Raw genomic sequence first — 16,975 nt, forward strand, 5'->3', positions numbered from 1 at the left:
GCTCCACGGCTTGAGAAAAGAGGCTCGGACGGCCGGCGCGGCGGTTGGGGGCCGAACGAACGCCGGCGCGTCCGAAGCGGTCCGACATCACGCGTCCGGTTTCGGCGGAGGGGCGCCGGTCCGGACGCGCCAGAGGGGCCCGTCCCGCGTGACCAGTCCAGCGGGCGCGCGGCGCGCGGTCAAGGCGGCGGATCAGCACACCTGACCGGCGGCCCAGCCGGACGACCACGCCCACTGGAAATTGTAGCCACCCAGCCAGCCGGTGACGTCGACGGCCTCCCCGACCACGAAGAGGCCGGGCACGGACCTGGCCATCATCGTCTGCTGGTCCAGCTGGTCCGTGGCGACGCCGCCCAGCGTCACCTCGGCCGTGCGATAGCCTTCCGAGCCCGTCGGTTTCACCACCCAGCCGTTCACGGCCTGATCCAGCCGGGCCAGGACCTTGTCGCCGACCTCGGCCAGCTTGCCGCGCACGCCCTCGTGGTCGGCCACCGCCTCGGCCAGCCGGCGGGGCACGATCTCCGCCAGCGCCGTGTGGACCATCTGACGGCCGTTCGCCGTCTTCGCCGCCTTGAGCTCGGCGCCGATCTCACGATCCGGGGCCAGACGCAGGGTGAGGGGCTCGCCTTCCCGCCAGTAGGAGCTGATCTGCAGGATCGACGGCCCGCTGAGGCCGCGGTGGGTGAACAGCAACCCTTCCCGGAAGCGCGTGCCGCCGGCCTGCACGACGGCGTCGACCGACAGTCCGCTCAGCGCCGCCCAGCGGGCCAGCCAGTCGGGGTCGAAGGTCAGGGGCACGAGCGCCGGGCGGGTTTCCGTGACCCTCAGACCGAAGCGCCGCGCAACATCCCAGGCCCAGCCGGTCGCGCCCATCTTCGGGATCGACTTGCCGCCCGTGGCCAGGACGACCGAGGCCGGACGGACGGAGGACCCGTCGGACAGCGCGACCTCGAACCGGTCGCCGCCGCGCTCCAGCCGATCGACCGAGACGCCCGTCGATAGACGCGCGCCCGCCTCAGCCATGTGGTCCGTCAGCATACGGACTATCTGCCTGGCGGACTCGTCGCAGAACAGCTGGCCCAACGTCTTCTCGTGCCATGCGATCCCGGCCCGATCGACCCGGGCGATGAAGTCGCGCGGCGCGAACCGCTTCAGCGCCGAGGTGGCGAAGCGGGGGTTCTCGCCCAGATACCGGTCGATCCGGTCGCCTTCCAGATTGGTGAAGTTGCAGCGCCCGCCGCCGGAGATGCGGATCTTCTCGCCCGGCGCCCGCGCATGGTCGACGACGCGGACGGTCCGGCCGCGACGCCCGGCCTCGACCGCGCACATCATGCCCGCCGCGCCGGCGCCGACGATCAGGACGTCCAGCGGTTCAGAGCCCAAGGGCCAGCCGGTAGCTGGGATGGACGACGTCGCGCCATTCCGGATGCTTCTTCAGATAGCCGGAGAAGAAGGGACAGGTCGGGAGAACCACGAGACCCCTTCGCCGGATGTCCTCCAGCACATGCCGGGCCATGCGGCTGGCGACGCCGCGCCCCTCCAGCGGCGGCGGGACCAGGGTCTCGGTGATCATCAGGCCGCCGCCGGCCTCGTTGTACATGACCACCGACGTCAGACCGTCGAGGGTGAGCTCATAGCGGCGGGAGTCGCGGTCGTCGCGGATGTCGGGATCGAGGTCGGTCATCAGTGGGCGTCGTCCCAGTTGGCCGCGGCGCGGGCGTCGACGACCAGAGGCACCGTCAGGGCCACGGCCGGTTCGGCGGCGCCTTCCATGACGCGACGGATGACGGCGATGGCCCGCTCGGCCTCCGCCTCCGGCGCCTCGAACACCAGTTCGTCGTGCACCTGCAGCAGCATTCGGGTCGTCAGGCCGGCGTCGCGAAGGGCGTCGGGCATGCGGATCATGGCGCGGCGGATGACGTCGGCGGCCGCGCCCTGGATGGGCGCGTTGATGGCCGCGCGCTCGCCGAAGCTGCGCTCCGCCGCCGACTTCGAGGCGATGGCCGGAATGTGGATTCGCCGCCCGAAGATGGTCGAGACGAAGCCCGCCTCCCTGACCTTCGCCTTCGTCGCGTCCATGTAGGCGCGGATGCCGGGGAAGCGCTCGAAATAGGTCTTGATGTAGGCGCCCGCCTCGCCCTGCTCGATGCCCAGCTGGGCCGCCAGACCGAAGGCCGAGATGCCGTAGACGATGCCGAAGTTGATCGCCTTGGCCCGGCGGCGGGTCTCCGGATCCATCTGCTCCACAGGGACGCCGAACATCTCGGAGGCGGTCGCAGTGTGGATGTCGATCCCGGCCGAGAAGGCGCGCTTCAGCTCGGGGATGTCGCCGATGTGGGCCAGCAGCCGCAGCTCGATCTGGCTGTAATCCGCGCTGATCAGCACATGGCCGAGCGCGGCGATGAAGGCCTTGCGGATCTGGCGGCCCGTTTCCGTCCGTATGGGGATGTTCTGCAGATTGGGATCGCTGGATGCCAGCCGGCCCGTCGAGGCCGCCGCCAGCTGGTAGCTGGTGTGCACGCGATCGGTCGCCGGATCCGCCGCCTCAATCAGGGCGTCGGTGTAGGTGCCCTTCAGCTTCGACAGCTGGCGCCATTCCAGAAGCACGCGCGGCAGTTCGTGCGTCTCCGCCAGGGCCTCCAGCGTCGCGGCGCCCGTCTCCCACTGGCCGCTGGCCGTCTTCTTGCCGCCGTCCATGCTCAACTCGCCGAACAGGATGTCGCCGATCTGGCGCGGGCTGCCGACGTTGAACGGCCGGCCGGCCAGCGCGTGCGCCTTCGCCTCCAGCTCCGCCATCTTCATTCCGAACTCGGACGACAGGCTCTTCAGACGCGCCGGATCGACGCGGACGCCGGCCCGCTCCATGTCGGCGAGCACGGCGGGCATGCCGCGCTCCAGCGTCTCATAGACCGTCACCAGCCCCTCGTCGGCCAGCCGCGGCTTGAGGATGCGCCACAGCCGCAGCGTCACGTCGGCATCCTCGGCCGCGTAGCAGGTCGCGGGCTTCAGCTCGACGTGTTTGAAGCTCTTCTGCGCCTTGCCCGTCCCGGCCACCTTCTTGAACGGCACGGGATCGTGGCCCAGCCACCGCCGCGCCAGGTCGTCCATGCCGTGGGCGTGCCGGCCGCCGTCCAGGACGTAGGAGATGAGCATGGTGTCGTCGATCGGCGCCACGCGGATGCCGCGGCGGGCCATGACGGCGAGGTCGTACTTGCCGTTCTGCACGACCTTGAGGACGGCGGGGTTCTCAAGCAGGGGCTTCAGGCGGGCCAGCGCCGTCGGCTTGTCGATCTGGGCCAGCGGCTCGCGTTGATCGGCCTGGGCGCCGTCGAAATCCAGCCCGCCGGAACTGGCCAGCGGCTCATGCTCATGCGTCAGAGGCACGTAACAGGCGTCGTTCGGCCCGATCGCCAGAGACACGCCGCACAGACCCGCGTGGGTGGCCGACAGCGCGTCGGTCTCGGTGTCGAACCCGACCACGCCGGCCTCGGTCGCCCGGGCGATGAAGGCGTCGAGCTCTTCCAGCGTCTGGACGCAGCGATAGGCGTCGAGGTCGAAGCTCTGGGCCTCGACCGGCGCGGCCTCCGTCGGGGCGAAGCGCGGCGTGGCGATCGGCGCCGTCAGCGGGCGCGGCCGCGCCGCGAAGGCCGAGCCGTCCCTGGCCGGCGCCTTGCCGTCGCCGACCCGCATGCGGAGGGAGCGGAACTCCATTTCGTCCAGGAAGGCCGACAGCGTCTCCGGATCGGGGTCGCGCACGGCGAAGTCCTCGATCGGCTCGGGCGCGGGCGCGTCGCAGGTCAGCTTCACCAGTTCCCGGCTGAGCAGGATCTGGTCCCGGAAATTGATCAGGGTCTCGCGCCGCTTGGGCTGCTTGATCTCCCCGGCCCGCTCCAGCAGCGCGTCGAGGTCGCCGTACTCCTCCAGCAGCTGGGCGGCCGTCTTGGGGCCGATGCCGGGAGCGCCGGGCACGTTGTCCACGCTGTCGCCGATCAGCGCCTGGAGATCGATCATCCTGTCCGGCGTCACGCCGAACTTCTCCATCACCGCGTCCTCGGCCAGACGGCGGTCCTTCATCGGATCCCACATGACGACCGAGGGACCGATCAACTGCATAAGGTCCTTGTCGGACGAGACGATGACCGCCTCACCGCCCGCGTCGCGCGCCTTGCAGGCATAGGTCGCGATCAGGTCGTCGGCCTCATAGCCGGGCAGCTCGACGCAATGTACGCCGAAGGCCGCGGTGGCGCGCCGGACCAGCGGAAACTGGGGGATCAGATCCTCCGGCGGGGCCGAGCGGTTGGCCTTGTACTGGTCGTAAAGCTCGTTGCGGAACGTCTTCTCCGAATGATCGAAGATGGCGACCAGGTGCGTCGGGCCGTCCGCGCCCTTCATGTCGCGCAGCAGCTTCCACAGCATGTTGCAGTAGCCCTGCACGGCGCCGACCGGCAGGCCGTCCGACTTGCGGGTGAGGGGCGGCAGGGCGTGATAGGCGCGGAAGATGTAAGCCGAGGCGTCGATCATCCAGAGCCGCAGCGCCGGGCCGTCCTGGGTCATCTCCCGTTCGGCGGGCGGGTCGCGGTCGGTCACGGCGTCGGTCATGGCCGGAACATAGGCGTGCAGAGACGCCGCGTCAGCCGGTCTCGATCAGAACTCGCGCCAGCTGTCGCCCGGATCGCGCTCGCCGGGGTCCAGCCTCTGCTGGCCCCAGGAGAAGATCATGAACAGCTTGTGGCTGCGGATCCGGAACTGCCCCGTCATGGGATCGACCACGCCCATCGGGGCGCCGGTGCGCGCGTCGTAGAGGAAGCCCGAAAACTCTGCGACGCCGACCCGGTCGCGGCGGCTGTAGACCGACAGTTCCGGCAGGGAGACGACGTTGAAGCTGTCGTTGATCGGGATGCGCATCTCCGGCACGCCGAACACGCGCCGCATCTGTTCCAGCGACAGGGCGCCGGCGCGTATTTCGAAGATGACGTCGGCTTCCTCGCGCGAGCGGGCCAGGGCGTGGCCGCCCCTAGACAGGGATTCGCGGATGGCGCTGACGGCGTACGGCGCGCTCTCGGCCCGGAAATAGCTGTCGTCCACGAACACGCGGGACGCCTTGGGCACCGGCAGCACGAGTCCGTCGACCGCGTCGTCGGCGGCGCGCGCGACCAGCAGCTGTTCGGTCGCGGTCCGGCCGGGATAGGTCTCGCTGGTGGAGGCGCAGGCGGCCAGCAGAAGCGGCAGAGCCAGGCCGAGGGCCCGACTCACCACGTGCCCACGTTCGGCATGGAGAGCCACGGCTCGGCCGGCGGCAGGCGCTCGCCCTCCTGCAGCAACTCGATGGAGATGCCGTCCGGCGACCGGACGAAGGCCATGTGTCCGTCGCGCGGGGGACGGTTGATCGTCACCCCGCCCGCCATCAGGCGTTCGCAGGCGGCGTACACGTCCGCGACCTTGTAGGCCAGGTGACCGAAGTTGCGTCCGCCGGAATAGGTCTCCGGATCCCAGTTGAAGGTCAGCTCGACCTCGGGCGACCGCTCGGCCGCGGACCGTTCGAGGTCCCGGGGCGCGGCGAGGAAGACCAGGGTGAAACGGCCTGCCTCGTTGTCCATGCGCCGCACCTCCTGCAGACCCAGCAGGTCGCACCAGAAGCGCAGCGAGGCGTCGAGATCCGTCACGCGGACCATGGTGTGAAGATAGCGCATGAGCTCGTCCGGGGAGAGGAGGGCCGGGCCTTCTAGCCCGCCCGGCGGGCGCGCCGGGTCAATTCGTGTGACTCAATGCTCGCCGACGTGGCGCGGCGAGGGGTCGTCGTAGTGGGTCTTCAGGCCCTTCGGCGCCTTCTTGCCCTCCTGCCGCACGAAGCGGCGGTCGCAGTAGCCGCAGTCGACGAACGGCTTCTCGCCCATCTCCAGCCAGACCAGCGGATGACCCAGGGCGCCGCCGCCGCCGTCGCAGGCCACGCGGTGGCCGGACACGGCGAACTGCTCGGGCGGGGGCAGGGCCTCGGGAGAGACGATGGCGGGCACGCGCGCGGTCATTCGGGGCTCACGACTTGGCGGGACGGGGTCGGCGGCATACCTATGCGGCCCCCCGCGCGGCGTCAAACCGGCCCGCCGGCAGCCCAAGGCCCCCATGTCCGACGCCCCCGCCCTGCCCGCCGACGCCGTCCGCATCCGCGGCCTGACGAAGACCTATGCGGGTTCGAAGTCCTCGCCGCCCAAGGAGGCGCTAAAGGGCATCGACCTGACCATTCCGCGCGGGTCGATGTTCGGCCTGCTGGGGCCCAACGGGGCGGGCAAGTCGACGCTGATCAACATCCTGGCCGGGGTGGTCAACAAGTCGGGCGGCGAGGTCGTCGTCTGGGGCCGTGACCTCGACCGCGATCCGCGAGGCGTCCGCGCCGCCCTGGGCGTGGTCCCGCAGGAGATCTCCGCCGACGTCTTCTTCACCCCGCGCGAGGCGCTGGAGGTGCAGGCCGGCTTCTATGGCGTGCCGGCGGGTCGTCGGCGGTCGGACGAACTGCTGGCGGCGCTCGGACTGGCGGACAAGGCGGGCGCCTACGTCCGCGCGCTGTCGGGCGGCATGAAGCGCCGGCTGATGGTGGCCAAGGCGCTGGTGCACAACCCCCCGATCCTGATCCTCGACGAGCCGACCGCCGGCGTGGACGTGGAGCTGCGGCGCCAGCTGTGGGCCTATGTGCGGGATCTCAACGCCGCCGGCGTCACGGTCATCCTGACCACGCACTATCTGGAAGAGGCGCAGGAGCTCTGCGACACCATCGCCATCGTCAACCGCGGCGAAGTGGTGGCGTGCGAGCCGACGCCGGTGCTGCTGCGCCGCCTCGACACGCGCAACGTCGTGGTCGTTCCGGAGGGTGAGCTGGACGCCCTGCCCGCCCTGGCCGGCTTCGACGTGGCGCCGCGCCCGGGCGGGGCCTTCGCCGTCACCTATCGCAAGGGCCACGGCTCCGTCGAACAGGTGCTGGCCGCCGTCCGCGGCGCGGGCGTGACCATTCAGGATGTGTCGACCGAGGACCCCGATCTGGAGGACGTCTTCGTGGCGCTGACCTATGGAGACGCGTCGCGCCCCGACCCGACCCGGGACTAGGCGCCCCGAAGCCGCGCGACCGCGTCCTCGCCGACGGCGCTCGTGATCAGGCGATCATCACCGTGCCCAGGAGCACGCGGGCGCCGGTCCGCCCGAGGATGCGGTCGGTCTCGGCCTGCAGCTCCCGGGCCAGCCGGTCCACGTCGGGCGGGGCGCCGGGCAGCAGAGCGGAGGCGGCCCGCTGGACGACGGCGTTGTAGGCGGCACGCAGGCGCGGGGCCGACTGGGTGGTGCGGGTGCGAAGGCCGGCGTCCGGCACGTCCAGGCCCGTCTCCACGGTCATGACGCCGCTTCCGCCGCCGCCGCGCCGGGCGTTGGCCGTGACCGTCGACAGACGGACGTAGGTCGCGCCGCCGCCTCCCCCGCCGCCGGCGTCACGTGTAAGTCCGAGAAGGGCGCGTCTGTCCATGCCGGCAGCCTGCACGGCCGCGCTTAATGTCGGGTTAGGCGACGTCAGATCTCCAGGATCAGCTCGCCGCGATCCAGATCGATGATGACGCCTTCGAAGACGCCGAGGACGTCGACGCCGATCAGCATCGTCGGCTCGTCCGCCAGACCAAGGTGCCCGAAGATGTGAAAGTCGCCCATGAGCACGCCGAGGCGATCCATAAGCATGCCGCCCATCCGCACGGAGCTGACCGACATCGGCAAGGCGGTGATTGCAGCGCCGGTGGGTGACTGCACCGCATGGCCGTCTTCCGCGCCCGGCAGCGACAGGGGACGCGCGCCTGCCGCGTCGGCCAGCGCCGGATTGATCAGGCTGACGGCAGCCCCGGTGTCGACGACGCCCTTGGCCGGTCGCCCGCGCACCAGCATCTGCAGGGTGATCAACCCGCGCGCCGGGGCGTCGGCGGGCGCCGGCGGCGGGGAGAAGGTCACGCGGGGACGTTCGGCCTGGAGGAAGCTGTCGCTGTCGAGGCGCGACCGACCGATGGTCGTGCCGCGTCGACCGCGGAGGCGCAGGTCGACCCTTTGTCCGGCCAGCAGATCGAGGCCGATCAGCCCGTCCAGTCCGATCAATCCGCGACGATCGCCGACGGCCAGCCGCGCCCCGACCCTCTGAAGAGCGCCGCTGGAAATGGCGTCGGCCATGACGAGATCGACGGGCTCCGCGCCGACCACGGTGTGCATGGTGGTCCGTCCCGCCGGGCGCAGGCCCAACTGGTCGACCAGGTCCGACGCCACGACCGACGCGGTGGCGGCAGTGTCGAGGGCAAAGATCAGATCCCGGCCGTTCAGACGCACCGGCACCGTGGATCGGCCGACGCGATCGAGGGGGTCCTGCGCCCGCGCCGGCGGGACGCCCGCGGTCAGCGCGGCAAGGCCGGCGAGACCCGCCAGCACGGCACGACGATCAGACGCCACCATCCGTTTCCCCTTCCCGCCGGCACGATGACATGCTCGCGCGGCGACGGCGAGAGCATCATATAAGGATATCCTTATGCGATGTTGCCGGTGGCGCGGGGAGAGGCTATAGGCGCGCGACCTCACTCCTCGCGAAAGCAGCGCCATGACCGACTACATCGTCCGCGACATTTCCCTGGCCCCCTACGGCAACAAGGAAATCGCCATCGCCGAGACCGAGATGCCGGGCCTGATGGCGCTGCGCGCCGAATACGGCGCGGCCCAGCCGCTGAAGGGCGCCCGCATCGCCGGCAGCCTTCACATGACGATCCAGACCGCCGTCCTGATCCAGACGCTGGAAGCGCTGGGCGCCGAGGTGCGCTGGGCCTCGTGCAACATCTTCTCGACCCAGGATCACGCCGCCGCCGCCATCGCGGCCAACGGCACGCCGGTGTTCGCCACAAAGGGCGAGACGCTGGAGGAATACTGGGACTACGCCCACAGGATCTTCGAATGGGCCGACGGCGGCTACCCGAACCTGATCCTGGACGACGGCGGCGACGCCACCCTGCTGTGCGTTCTGGGCCCCAAGGCCGAGAAGGACATCTCGGTGCTGGCCAACCCGCAGAACGAGGAAGAGGAAGCCCTGTTCGCAGTGATGAAGCGCTACATCGCCGAGAAGCCCGGCTTCTATTCGGCGATCCGTGACGCCATCGGCGGCGTCTCGGAAGAAACCACGACCGGCGTGCACCGCCTGTATCAGATGGCCGAGCGCGGCGAGCTGCCGTTCCCTGCCATCAACGTCAACGACAGCGTCACCAAGTCGAAGTTCGACAACCTGTACGGCTGCCGGGAATCGCTGGTCGACGCCATCCGCCGCGGCACCGACGTGATGCTGTCGGGCAAGGTCGCGGTCGTCTGCGGCTACGGCGACGTGGGCAAGGGCTCGGCGGCCTCGCTGCGTCAGGGCGGCGCCCGCGTGATCGTCACGGAGATCGACCCGATCTGCGCCCTGCAGGCGGCCATGGAAGGCTATGACGTCCAGACCCTGGACGACGTGGCGGACAAGGCCGACATCTTCGTCACCGCGACGGGCAACAAGGACGTCATCACCGTCGACCACATGCGGCGGATGAAGAACAACGCCATCGTCTGCAACATCGGCCACTTCGATTCCGAGATCCAGGTCGCGGGCCTGCGGAACTTCAAGTGGGACGAGATCAAGCCGCAGGTCGACCACATCGAGTTCCCGGGCGGCAACAAGATCATCCTGCTGTCTCAGGGCCGGCTGGTGAACCTGGGCAATGCGACCGGGCACCCGTCGTTCGTGATGAGCGCCAGCTTCACCAACCAGACGCTGGCCCAGATCGAACTGTGGACGAACAAGTCCAGGTACCAGAACCAGGTCTACGTCCTGCCCAAGCACCTGGACGAGAAGGTCGCCATGCTCCACCTCGAGAAGCTGGGAGCCAAGCTGACCAAACTGTCCAAGGAACAGGCGGACTACATTTCGGTCCCGACCGAAGGCCCGTTCAAGCCGGACCACTACCGCTATTGATCAGCCCGAAGGCCGGCGGGGATCAGTTCCCGCCGGTCGCCGGACGCGCGCCGCGCTGGCCGGCCTCGAGGATCGGCATGCCCGCCTCGGTCGGGATGTAGATGATCTGGCGGTCCTGCTGGTCCGCCGTCTCCTTGAGCATGTCGATGTAGGCCCAGCGGAGATAGTTCTCCGGCCCGCCGAGGCTCTGGGCCATGATGCGATTGGCCTCGTTCGTGCCCCGGGCCCGCTCGACCTCGGCCTGGGCCGTCAGGCGCGCAGAGTCGAGCGCGGCCTGCGCCTCCAGCACCCGGATGCGCCGGTCCTGGACCGCCTGTTCATAGGCCGCCTTGCCGGCCATCTGCTTGCGATAGACGTTGTAGGTCGGCAGCCCCAGCAGCACGCCGACGATCACCGCAACCGCCACCCCGGCCAGCACCAGGATCGATCCCGCTCCGCGCATCATGTCCTCCATCGCCACAGGGCGTCAGGGGACCGGTCGTCGGGCGTCGCGTCAAGTCAGCGCGGGACCACTTCCAGGAGATCCAGAGTCGATTCGTAGACCGGCCATGGCATCACCAGCCGCCAGCGACGGTCGCCGAAACGCTCCCACACGCCGACGACGTCCCGCTCCGGGTTCTGCCCGTAGGAACTGGCGTTCGGCTCGTCGCTGAGCGCCAGCCCGCCGAGGAAGACCATCCTCTCGGTCGACTCCGGAAACAGCAGGCCCGTCTGCCGCTGCGATCCGGTCAGCTTGGCGAAGCGCAGCCCGTTCCGCGTGCGTTCGATGCGGCAGTCGAACCATCCGTAGACGACGTAGCCCAGACCCCCGCGCCCGCCCTGGTTGCCCAGCTTGATCGTGCGGCAGCGGTAGTCGCCCACCGGCGGTTCGGCGCCCGGCCGGGCGGCGTCGGGATCGATCAGGTTTCCGACCGAGGCGAGGTCGCCGGACCCTTCGTCGCGACGCGCCTCGGTCAGGGCCTGCGACCACGCGCGGTCCAGCCGGTTCAGCCGGTCGCGATCGTTGGGCGTTATGGCGGCGCGCCAGTCGGTCAGCACTCCGCCGGAGCCGGGCGGAGGCGGCGGCGGCGGAACGCCCGGTCCGGCCGGCCCGCCGGAAGAGGCGCAGGCCGACGTCAGCAGGGCGAGCGACAGAAGGGGGGCGGCGGCGCGCATGGGACTCTCCTCGACGACGGTGCGACGAGAAGGCGTGCGCCCGGCCCCGTCAAGGACCGAACGCTGAAGCTTGCCGGCGGTTCGCCGATTATTCCGATGTGGTCTCGGCGGCCTTGCGGCGCGGAGCGCGCTTCTTCGGCGCGGGCGCTTCCGGTTCGCCGTCGGCCTCCGGGACCGCGTCGGCGGCGGCGCGCGACGGCGTGCGGCGGGTCAGGAAGCCCGGCAGGGCGCCGGCGTCGCCGTCGTCCTGCGGCGCGGTCTCCACCGCAGGCGCAGGCTCGGGCGCGCGGTCGTCGGCCGTTTCCGGCGACGCGTCCGCAGCGGCCGTCTCGCCCCGCTCCTCGGCGAAGCGGCGCTGGCGCTCCTGCTGGCGGCGTTCCCAGCGTTCGCGACGGGTTTCGCGGCGACCGCCGCCCTCGACCTCGGCGCGGGCCTCGCCGTCGTCGCCGTCGCGCTCGGGGCGATCGGCCCGGTCACGATCGCGCTCACGCTCCTGACGCTCGGGACGATCGCGGTCCTGACGCTGTTCGGTGCGCTGCTGCTCGCGGCGACGCTCCTCCTCGGCGGCGCGGTCGGCGGCCTGCTGCGCGGCGAGGAAGGCGGCGGCCTGGGCCCCGCTCTCGTCCTCGAAGTCGATGTCGAAGCCCTGACCGGCCATTTCGCGCTGGGCGATCTCGCTGGCCGGACGCTGCGGCTGCAGGGCACGCAGGACGCGGAAATAGTGCTCGGCGTGCTGCAGGTAGTTTTCGGCCAGAACGCGATCGCCGGCCGACGATGCGTCGCGCGCCAGCTGCATGTAGCGCTCATAGACCGTCTGGGCGTTGCCGCGGACCTTGATGTTCTCGGGACCCTGCGAGTCCCATGAACGGTTCGGATTGGCGCTGTTCGCGCCGCCGCCCCCGCCCGTCTTGCGGTTGCGTCCGCGCTGACGCTTCATGCCCTTGAAATCTCTCATGCAGGCTTACCGTCCTGGGGCGCCGCGAGCCTTGCGCTCGTCCGGTCGCCGTGTGGTCTTTCCGTTCGCTTCGGGCGGTACCCGTCGTCGATGTTGCGGAAAAAAGGCGCGTCGTCCCGGCGCGTCGGCGCTTCTGACCGCTCGCGCGTCGCCGGGCGACCGGCCCGGGAAGGTGCGAATGGGTGGGAGACGGGCAAGACTTAGCGCGCCGAGCCCGGCTTGGGAAGGGGCGCCGGCCTACAGGCTGACCGGCGCGGCGCGGGGGTCGGGCCCGTTGGTGACCACGCGGGCGCGGTTGGCCAGGTCGAGGGTGATCTTCACGTCCACGAAGCCCTCGGCCTCGAACAGGGCCTTGACCGCCTCGCCCTGCGTCCAGCCGATCTCGACGGCGAAGACGCCGCCCGGCCTCAGGATGCGGCGGATTTCGGGAGCCAGCACGCGATAGGCGTCCAGCCCGTCCTCGCCTCCGTCCAGCGCGAGGCGCGGATCGTGATCGCGGACCTCGGGATCCAGGGTCTCGATCTCGGCCGAGGCGATGTAGGGCGGGTTGGAGACGACGAGGTCGAAGGCCGCGTCGTCCAGACCGGCGGCCCAGTTGGTGCGCAAAAAGGCCGCGCGCCCATCCAGCCCCAGGTTGGCGGCGTTCTCGCGCGCCACGGCCAAGGCCTCGCTGGAGACGTCGGTGCCCAACCCGGTCGCGGCCGCCCGTTCGGCCAGCACGGCCAGCAGGATGGCGCCTGAGCCCGTGCCCAGGTCGATCATGCGGAACGCCTTGCCTTCCGGAAAGGCCGGCAGGACGACGTCGAGGATCGCCTCCGTGTCGGGCCGGGGGCTCAGCACGTCGGGCGTGACGTTCAGCAGGATCTTCCAGAACCCTTTGCGGCCCAGGATGCGCGAGGTCGGTTCGCGACGCAGGCGCCGCTCCACGAAGCCGTTCAGCGCGGCCTGCTGTTCGGTCGTCACGGCGCGATAGGGGTCGGTCAGGATGTCGGTGCGCGTCGCCCCCGTCGCCGCCTCCAGCAAAAGACGGGCGTCGATCGACGGGCTGTCGATGCGGCCCTCCTTCAGTCGGGCCTGTGCGGCTTTCCACGCGGTCAGCAGGGTGGGGGCGTCGGACATGGGCGCCGAGATAGGCCCTCCGTCCGCACAAGAAAAGTGAGGGAACGGGGTCGCCAGCTTCACCGTTGGCGTCTTCATGTCCCGACCGAAGGCCCCGTCGAAGTCCGCAGGCGCCCGTCGCGCCTCGCCGCTGCTGTGGCTGGGCGCCGCCTTCGGGGGACTGGCCGCCGGCGCGGGGGCGGCGCACCTGCTCTACACGCGGGGACACAAGATCGGCATGGACCTGCGGGTGTTCCGGCCCGATCCGCCGGACCTCGGGCCGCCGCAGCCGCAGGATTTCGAGGACAGGGAGCCGGGGCGGGGCCGCATGGCCGAGCGGCCCGAGCACATCCCGCGCAAGGGCTGGACCGACATCTTCTGGCGTTGGGGCGCGTCCTATTTCGGCGACCGCGTCGGCTTCGTCGCGGGCGGGGTGACGTTTTTCGTCATGCTGTCGCTGTTCCCGACGCTGGCGGCGATCGTGACGATCTACGGCCTGTTCGCCGATCCCACCGACGCCGTGGCCCGGCTCTATTTCCTCTATTCGGTGCTCCCCGCCGGCGTGGCGGAGTTCATCGCGGGCGAGATGCAGCGGCTGGCCGAGAACTCGAACACCCAGCTGACCTTCACCCTCGTCTGGACCCTTGCCCTGTCGCTCTGGACGGCCAACGGGGCTGTGAAGGTGCTCTTCTACGGGCTGAACGTGGCCTATCACGAGGTCGAGAAGCGCAACCTGATCAACTACAACCTGCAGTGCATGACCTTCACCCTCGTCGGGCTGACGGCCGTGCTGGTGTCGGCCGCCCTGGTCGTGGCCACTCCCCTTGTGCTCGGGCCCCTGGGCCTGCTGGACGAGTGGGCCTATCTGGCGCCGCTGCGGTGGCCTTTGCTGCTGGTCATCTACGTCGGCGTGCTGACCATGGTGTACCGGATGGGGCCATGCCGGGCGCGGGCCCGCTGGCGCTGGCTGACGCCGGGAGCGATCGCGGCCGCCCTGCTCAGCCTGACGCTGTCCCTCGGGTTCAGCTGGTATCTGACGACGTTCGTGCGCACGGCCTCCTACGGGCCGCTGGCGGCCATGATGGGCTTCCTCCTTTGGACCTGGCTGACGGTCCAGATCATCCTCATGGGGGCCGAGCTGAACGCCGAGATCGAGCATCAGACGGCGATGGACACCACCACCGGCTCGCCGCGCGCCATCGGCGAGCGGGGCGCGGTCGTGGCGGACACGGTGGGGCCGCGGCGCGGCAATCCGGCGGCGCTGGCCTTCACCCTGAAGCACGCCGAAGCCCTGTCTGACCGCCTGCTGAAGCGCCGCATCGGCAGATAGCTGCACCGCGGCGCGGTTTGCTCTAAGCGTGGCGGCATGACCCCCGACGACGCGCCGAAGCCCGCCGTGAAGACGCCCGCGCTGGCGGTGCTGTTCGCCACCGTGTTCATCAATCTGGTCGGCTTCGGTCTCGTGGTGCCGCTGCTGCCCTTCTTCGCGCGCAGCCTCGACGCCACGGCGTGGCAGATCACCCTGATGTTCTCGGCCTATTCGCTGGGCCAGTTCTTCGCGGAGCCGTTCTGGGGCCGGCTGTCGGACCGCATCGGGCGCAAACCCGTCCTGCTGATCACCCTGGCCGCCAACGCCGTCGGCTATCTGGCCCTGGCCTTCGCGCCGAACGTCTGGATCGCCATCGCTGTCCGGCTGTTCACAGGCTTCGGCGCGGGCAACATCTCCACGGTTCAGGGCTACGTCGCCGACGTCACGCCGCCGGCGCAGCGGGCGGGCCGCATGGGCCTGATCGGCGCGGCCTTCGGGCTTGGCTTCATCGTCGGGCCGGGGCTGGGCGGCCTGCTGACCCAGCCGCAGCTCGGCCACGTCGGCTTCCAGCTGCCGATCTTCGTGGCCTCCGGCATGGCGGCGCTGGCGGCGGTCGGGGTGGTGCTGTTCCTGCGGGAGAGCCGGGCCAAGGCCGACCCCGCCGCACCTCGCCCGGCCTTCCTGTCCGGCCTGCGGGACGCCCGGGACAATCCCGTGATCTCGCGGGTGCTGACGGTCACCCTCGTCTACATGGCCGGCTTCTCGGCCATGGAGAGCGTGTTCGGCATCTGGGCCGAGGACCGCTACGGCTGGGGCGCGCGCGAGGTGGGGCTCAGCTTCATGGTCGTCGGCATCGTCTCGGCCCTGAACCAGGGCGTGTTCACCGGCCGTCTGGCGCGGCGCTTCGGAGAGACGCGGGTGCTGGCCGTCGGCATGCTGATGTTCGGCCTGTCGCTGGTGCTGCAGGTCGTTGCCCCGCCGGCGTGGTTCCCGGCCTTGAACCTGAACCTGGGTCTGTTCACGCTTCCGGTGGTGCAGGGCTGGGTGGTGCCGCTATGCATGGTGGTCGGGGCCTGCGGCATGTCGCTGGCCATGCCCAACATCTCCGCCGTCATCAGCCGGTCCACCGCGCCCGACCGGCAAGGGGCCATGCTGGGTCTGAACATGGCCGCCGGGTCGATCGCGCGCATCGTCGGCCCGATCGTGGCCGGCGCCCTGTTCTCGAGCCTCGGCCATGACTGGCCGTTCCTTGTGGGGGCCATGCTGACGATCCCGGCGGCGATCATGGCGATCAACGCCGGACGGGCGATGCGGCGTCAGGCGGGGACCCCGGCCTAGGCGAACTCCGCCTCGAGATCGGCCAGACGCGCGGCCTGATCCTCGGCGATCAGGGCGTCCAGCATGGGGTCGAGGTCGCCCTCGAGGATCTGCGGCAGGCTGTGCAGCGTCAGGCCGATGCGGTGGTCGGTCACCCGCCCCTGCGGAAAATTGTAGGTGCGGATGCGCTCCGAGCGGTCGCCCGACCCGACCTGGGACTTGCGCGCGTCCGAACGGGCCGAGTCCCTGGCCTGACGCTGCATGTCGTACAGGCGCACGCGCAGGTTCTTCATCGCCTTGTCGCGGTTCACGTGCTGCGACTTCTCCGAGGACGTCACCACGATGCCGGTCGGCAGGTGGGTGATGCGGACGGCCGAATCGGTCTTGTTGACGTGCTGGCCTCCGGCGCCGGACGACCGATAGGTGTCGATGCGCAGGTCCTGATCGCGGATCTCGATCTCCACGTCCTCGACCTCGGGCAGGACCGCCACGGTGGCGGCCGAGGTGTGGATGCGCCCGCCCGCCTCTGTCGCCGGCACGCGCTGCACGCGGTGCACGCCGCTTTCGAACTTCAGCCGGCCGAACACGCCTTCGCCCGTGACGGTGGCGACGATCTCCTTGTAGCCGCCGACCTCGCCCTCGGAGATGGAGTCGATCTCCACCCGCCAGCCCCGCGCCTGGGCGTACCGCGAATACATGCGGAACAGGTCGCCGGCGAACAGGGCGGCCTCGTCCCCGCCGGTGCCGGCGCGCACTTCCAGCACGGCCGAGGCGTTCTCGTCGGCGTCGCGGGGCGCCAGCAGCAGGGCCACCTCCCGCTCAAGGTCGGGGAGCCGCGTCTCCAGCGCCTCCAGCTCGTCGGCGGCCATCGCGGCCAGCTCGGGATCGTCCTGCATGGCCTCCAGATCAGCCATCTCGGCGCGGGCGCGCGCCAGCCCCTGAACCGCGTCGGCGACGGGCTTCAGCTCGGCGTGCTCCTTCGACAGGCGCACGATCTCGGCCCCGTCGGACGCAGCCCCCATGCGCGCCTCCACCTCGTGGAAGCGGTCCAGCACCTGGTCGAGACGGGCCTGGGGCAGGCGCAAGGCGGACTCCTGATGTCGGGCGCGGAGCGATAGCGGACGGCGGACCCGGCGTCCAACAT

General features: G+C 70.4%; 17 protein-coding genes. 4 read left to right on the forward strand and 13 right to left on the reverse strand.

The window, feature by feature from the left end:
* Positions 1-192: 192 nt before the first annotated feature.
* From VGR32_RS07380 to VGR32_RS07405, 6 genes are all read right to left on the reverse strand, one after another.
* Positions 193-1,383 (reverse strand): NAD(P)/FAD-dependent oxidoreductase, encoded by a 1,191-nt coding sequence (locus VGR32_RS07380; protein WP_327449568.1) that lies wholly within the window; start codon positions 1,381-1,383, stop codon positions 193-195.
* On the reverse strand, positions 1,373-1,684 hold the full coding sequence (locus VGR32_RS07385) for a GNAT family N-acetyltransferase (protein WP_327449569.1): 312 nt from the start codon (positions 1,682-1,684) through the stop codon (positions 1,373-1,375). The genes VGR32_RS07380 and VGR32_RS07385 overlap by 11 nt, the downstream gene beginning before the upstream one ends.
* Entirely contained in the window at positions 1,684-4,599 is a 2,916-nt protein-coding gene (gene polA / locus VGR32_RS07390) for a DNA polymerase I (protein WP_327449570.1), read from the reverse strand. Before polA ends, VGR32_RS07385 begins: the two co-directional genes overlap by 1 nt.
* A gap of 45 nt (positions 4,600-4,644) precedes the next feature.
* Positions 4,645-5,253 (reverse strand): DUF6655 family protein, encoded by a 609-nt coding sequence (locus VGR32_RS07395; RefSeq protein WP_327449571.1) that lies wholly within the window; start codon positions 5,251-5,253, stop codon positions 4,645-4,647.
* The gene (locus tag VGR32_RS07400; protein WP_327449572.1) at positions 5,250-5,690 is read right to left on the reverse strand and encodes a VOC family protein; all 441 of its coding nucleotides are present in this window, start codon (positions 5,688-5,690) and stop codon (positions 5,250-5,252) included. The genes VGR32_RS07395 and VGR32_RS07400 overlap by 4 nt, the downstream gene beginning before the upstream one ends.
* Positions 5,691-5,762: 72 nt before the next feature.
* Complete coding sequence (locus tag VGR32_RS07405) at positions 5,763-6,026, reverse strand: zinc-finger domain-containing protein (RefSeq protein WP_327449573.1); 264 nt, start codon at positions 6,024-6,026, stop codon at positions 5,763-5,765.
* A gap of 94 nt (positions 6,027-6,120) precedes the next feature.
* Here VGR32_RS07405 and VGR32_RS07410 point away from each other — a divergent pair, with 94 nt between their 5' ends.
* Entirely contained in the window at positions 6,121-7,095 is a 975-nt protein-coding gene (locus VGR32_RS07410) for an ABC transporter ATP-binding protein (RefSeq protein ID WP_327449574.1), read from the forward strand.
* A 46-nt stretch (positions 7,096-7,141) separates the two neighbouring features.
* Here the strand turns inward: VGR32_RS07410 and VGR32_RS07415 are convergent, their stop codons facing one another.
* Entirely contained in the window at positions 7,142-7,504 is a 363-nt protein-coding gene (locus tag VGR32_RS07415) for a Tat pathway signal protein (RefSeq protein ID WP_327449575.1), read from the reverse strand.
* Between the two features lie 44 nt (positions 7,505-7,548).
* Positions 7,549-8,439, reverse strand: a complete 891-nt coding sequence (locus tag VGR32_RS07420; RefSeq protein ID WP_327449576.1) for a pepsin/retropepsin-like aspartic protease family protein — start codon at positions 8,437-8,439, stop codon at positions 7,549-7,551.
* Positions 8,440-8,605: 166 nt separating this feature from the next.
* Between VGR32_RS07420 and ahcY the strand changes: the two genes are divergently transcribed.
* Positions 8,606-9,997 (forward strand): adenosylhomocysteinase, encoded by a 1,392-nt coding sequence (gene ahcY, locus VGR32_RS07425; RefSeq protein ID WP_327449577.1) that lies wholly within the window; start codon positions 8,606-8,608, stop codon positions 9,995-9,997.
* 22 nt (positions 9,998-10,019) lie between these two features.
* On the opposite strand, the gene VGR32_RS07430 is transcribed toward ahcY, so the two are convergent.
* The 4 genes from VGR32_RS07430 to prmC all read right to left on the reverse strand — a co-directional run bounded on the left by VGR32_RS07430 (position 10,020) and on the right by prmC (position 13,226).
* Positions 10,020-10,442 carry a hypothetical protein gene (locus tag VGR32_RS07430; RefSeq protein WP_327449578.1) on the reverse strand — a complete coding sequence of 141 codons (423 nt, stop codon included), beginning with the start codon at positions 10,440-10,442 and terminating at the stop codon, positions 10,020-10,022.
* 53 nt (positions 10,443-10,495) lie between these two features.
* Positions 10,496-11,152, reverse strand: coding sequence for a DUF4893 domain-containing protein (locus VGR32_RS07435; protein WP_327449579.1), 657 nt, complete (start codon positions 11,150-11,152; stop codon positions 10,496-10,498).
* 88 nt (positions 11,153-11,240) lie between these two features.
* A complete protein-coding gene (locus VGR32_RS07440) occupies positions 11,241-12,107 on the reverse strand; it encodes a DUF4167 domain-containing protein (protein ID WP_327449580.1) in 867 nt (288 codons plus the stop codon).
* Positions 12,108-12,344: 237 nt separating this feature from the next.
* On the reverse strand, positions 12,345-13,226 hold the full coding sequence (prmC, locus tag VGR32_RS07445) for a peptide chain release factor N(5)-glutamine methyltransferase (protein WP_327449581.1): 882 nt from the start codon (positions 13,224-13,226) through the stop codon (positions 12,345-12,347).
* A gap of 76 nt (positions 13,227-13,302) precedes the next feature.
* Here prmC and VGR32_RS07450 point away from each other — a divergent pair, with 76 nt between their 5' ends.
* Together VGR32_RS07450 and VGR32_RS07455 are read left to right on the forward strand one after the other, a co-directional pair.
* Complete coding sequence (locus tag VGR32_RS07450; protein WP_327449582.1) at positions 13,303-14,535, forward strand: YihY/virulence factor BrkB family protein; 1,233 nt, start codon at positions 13,303-13,305, stop codon at positions 14,533-14,535.
* Positions 14,536-14,571: 36 nt separating this feature from the next.
* Complete coding sequence (locus VGR32_RS07455) at positions 14,572-15,852, forward strand: MFS transporter (RefSeq protein ID WP_327449583.1); 1,281 nt, start codon at positions 14,572-14,574, stop codon at positions 15,850-15,852.
* Here the strand turns inward: VGR32_RS07455 and prfA are convergent.
* Entirely contained in the window at positions 15,849-16,916 is a 1,068-nt protein-coding gene (gene prfA / locus VGR32_RS07460) for a peptide chain release factor 1 (RefSeq protein WP_327449584.1), read from the reverse strand. The two genes, VGR32_RS07455 and prfA, sit on opposite strands and share 4 nt — an antisense overlap.
* Between the last annotated feature and the right edge of the window lie 59 nt (positions 16,917-16,975).

Origin of the sequence: Brevundimonas sp. (assembly GCF_035935935.1) — a bacterium.
In the GTDB taxonomy this organism is placed as follows: domain Bacteria; phylum Pseudomonadota; class Alphaproteobacteria; order Caulobacterales; family Caulobacteraceae; genus Brevundimonas.

Bases quoted from the DNA above. Each gene is read 5' to 3' on its own strand.
- VGR32_RS07385 (WP_327449569.1), bottom strand. From the start codon at position 1,684: ATGACCGACCTCGATCCCGACATCCGCGACGACCGCGACTCCCGCCGC.
- polA (WP_327449570.1), bottom strand. From the start codon at position 4,599: ATGACCGACGCCGTGACCGACCGCGACCCGCCCGCCGAACGGGAGATG.
- VGR32_RS07400 (WP_327449572.1), bottom strand. From the start codon at position 5,690: ATGCGCTATCTTCACACCATGGTCCGCGTGACGGATCTCGACGCCTCG.
- VGR32_RS07405 (WP_327449573.1), bottom strand. From the start codon at position 6,026: ATGACCGCGCGCGTGCCCGCCATCGTCTCTCCCGAGGCCCTGCCCCCG.
- VGR32_RS07410 (WP_327449574.1), top strand. From the start codon at position 6,121: ATGTCCGACGCCCCCGCCCTGCCCGCCGACGCCGTCCGCATCCGCGGC.
- VGR32_RS07415 (WP_327449575.1), bottom strand. From the start codon at position 7,504: ATGGACAGACGCGCCCTTCTCGGACTTACACGTGACGCCGGCGGCGGG.
- ahcY (WP_327449577.1), top strand. From the start codon at position 8,606: ATGACCGACTACATCGTCCGCGACATTTCCCTGGCCCCCTACGGCAAC.
- VGR32_RS07430 (WP_327449578.1), bottom strand. From the start codon at position 10,442: ATGATGCGCGGAGCGGGATCGATCCTGGTGCTGGCCGGGGTGGCGGTT.
- VGR32_RS07435 (WP_327449579.1), bottom strand. From the start codon at position 11,152: ATGCGCGCCGCCGCCCCCCTTCTGTCGCTCGCCCTGCTGACGTCGGCC.
- VGR32_RS07440 (WP_327449580.1), bottom strand. From the start codon at position 12,107: ATGAGAGATTTCAAGGGCATGAAGCGTCAGCGCGGACGCAACCGCAAG.
- prmC (WP_327449581.1), bottom strand. From the start codon at position 13,226: ATGTCCGACGCCCCCACCCTGCTGACCGCGTGGAAAGCCGCACAGGCC.
- VGR32_RS07450 (WP_327449582.1), top strand. From the start codon at position 13,303: ATGTCCCGACCGAAGGCCCCGTCGAAGTCCGCAGGCGCCCGTCGCGCC.
- VGR32_RS07455 (WP_327449583.1), top strand. From the start codon at position 14,572: ATGACCCCCGACGACGCGCCGAAGCCCGCCGTGAAGACGCCCGCGCTG.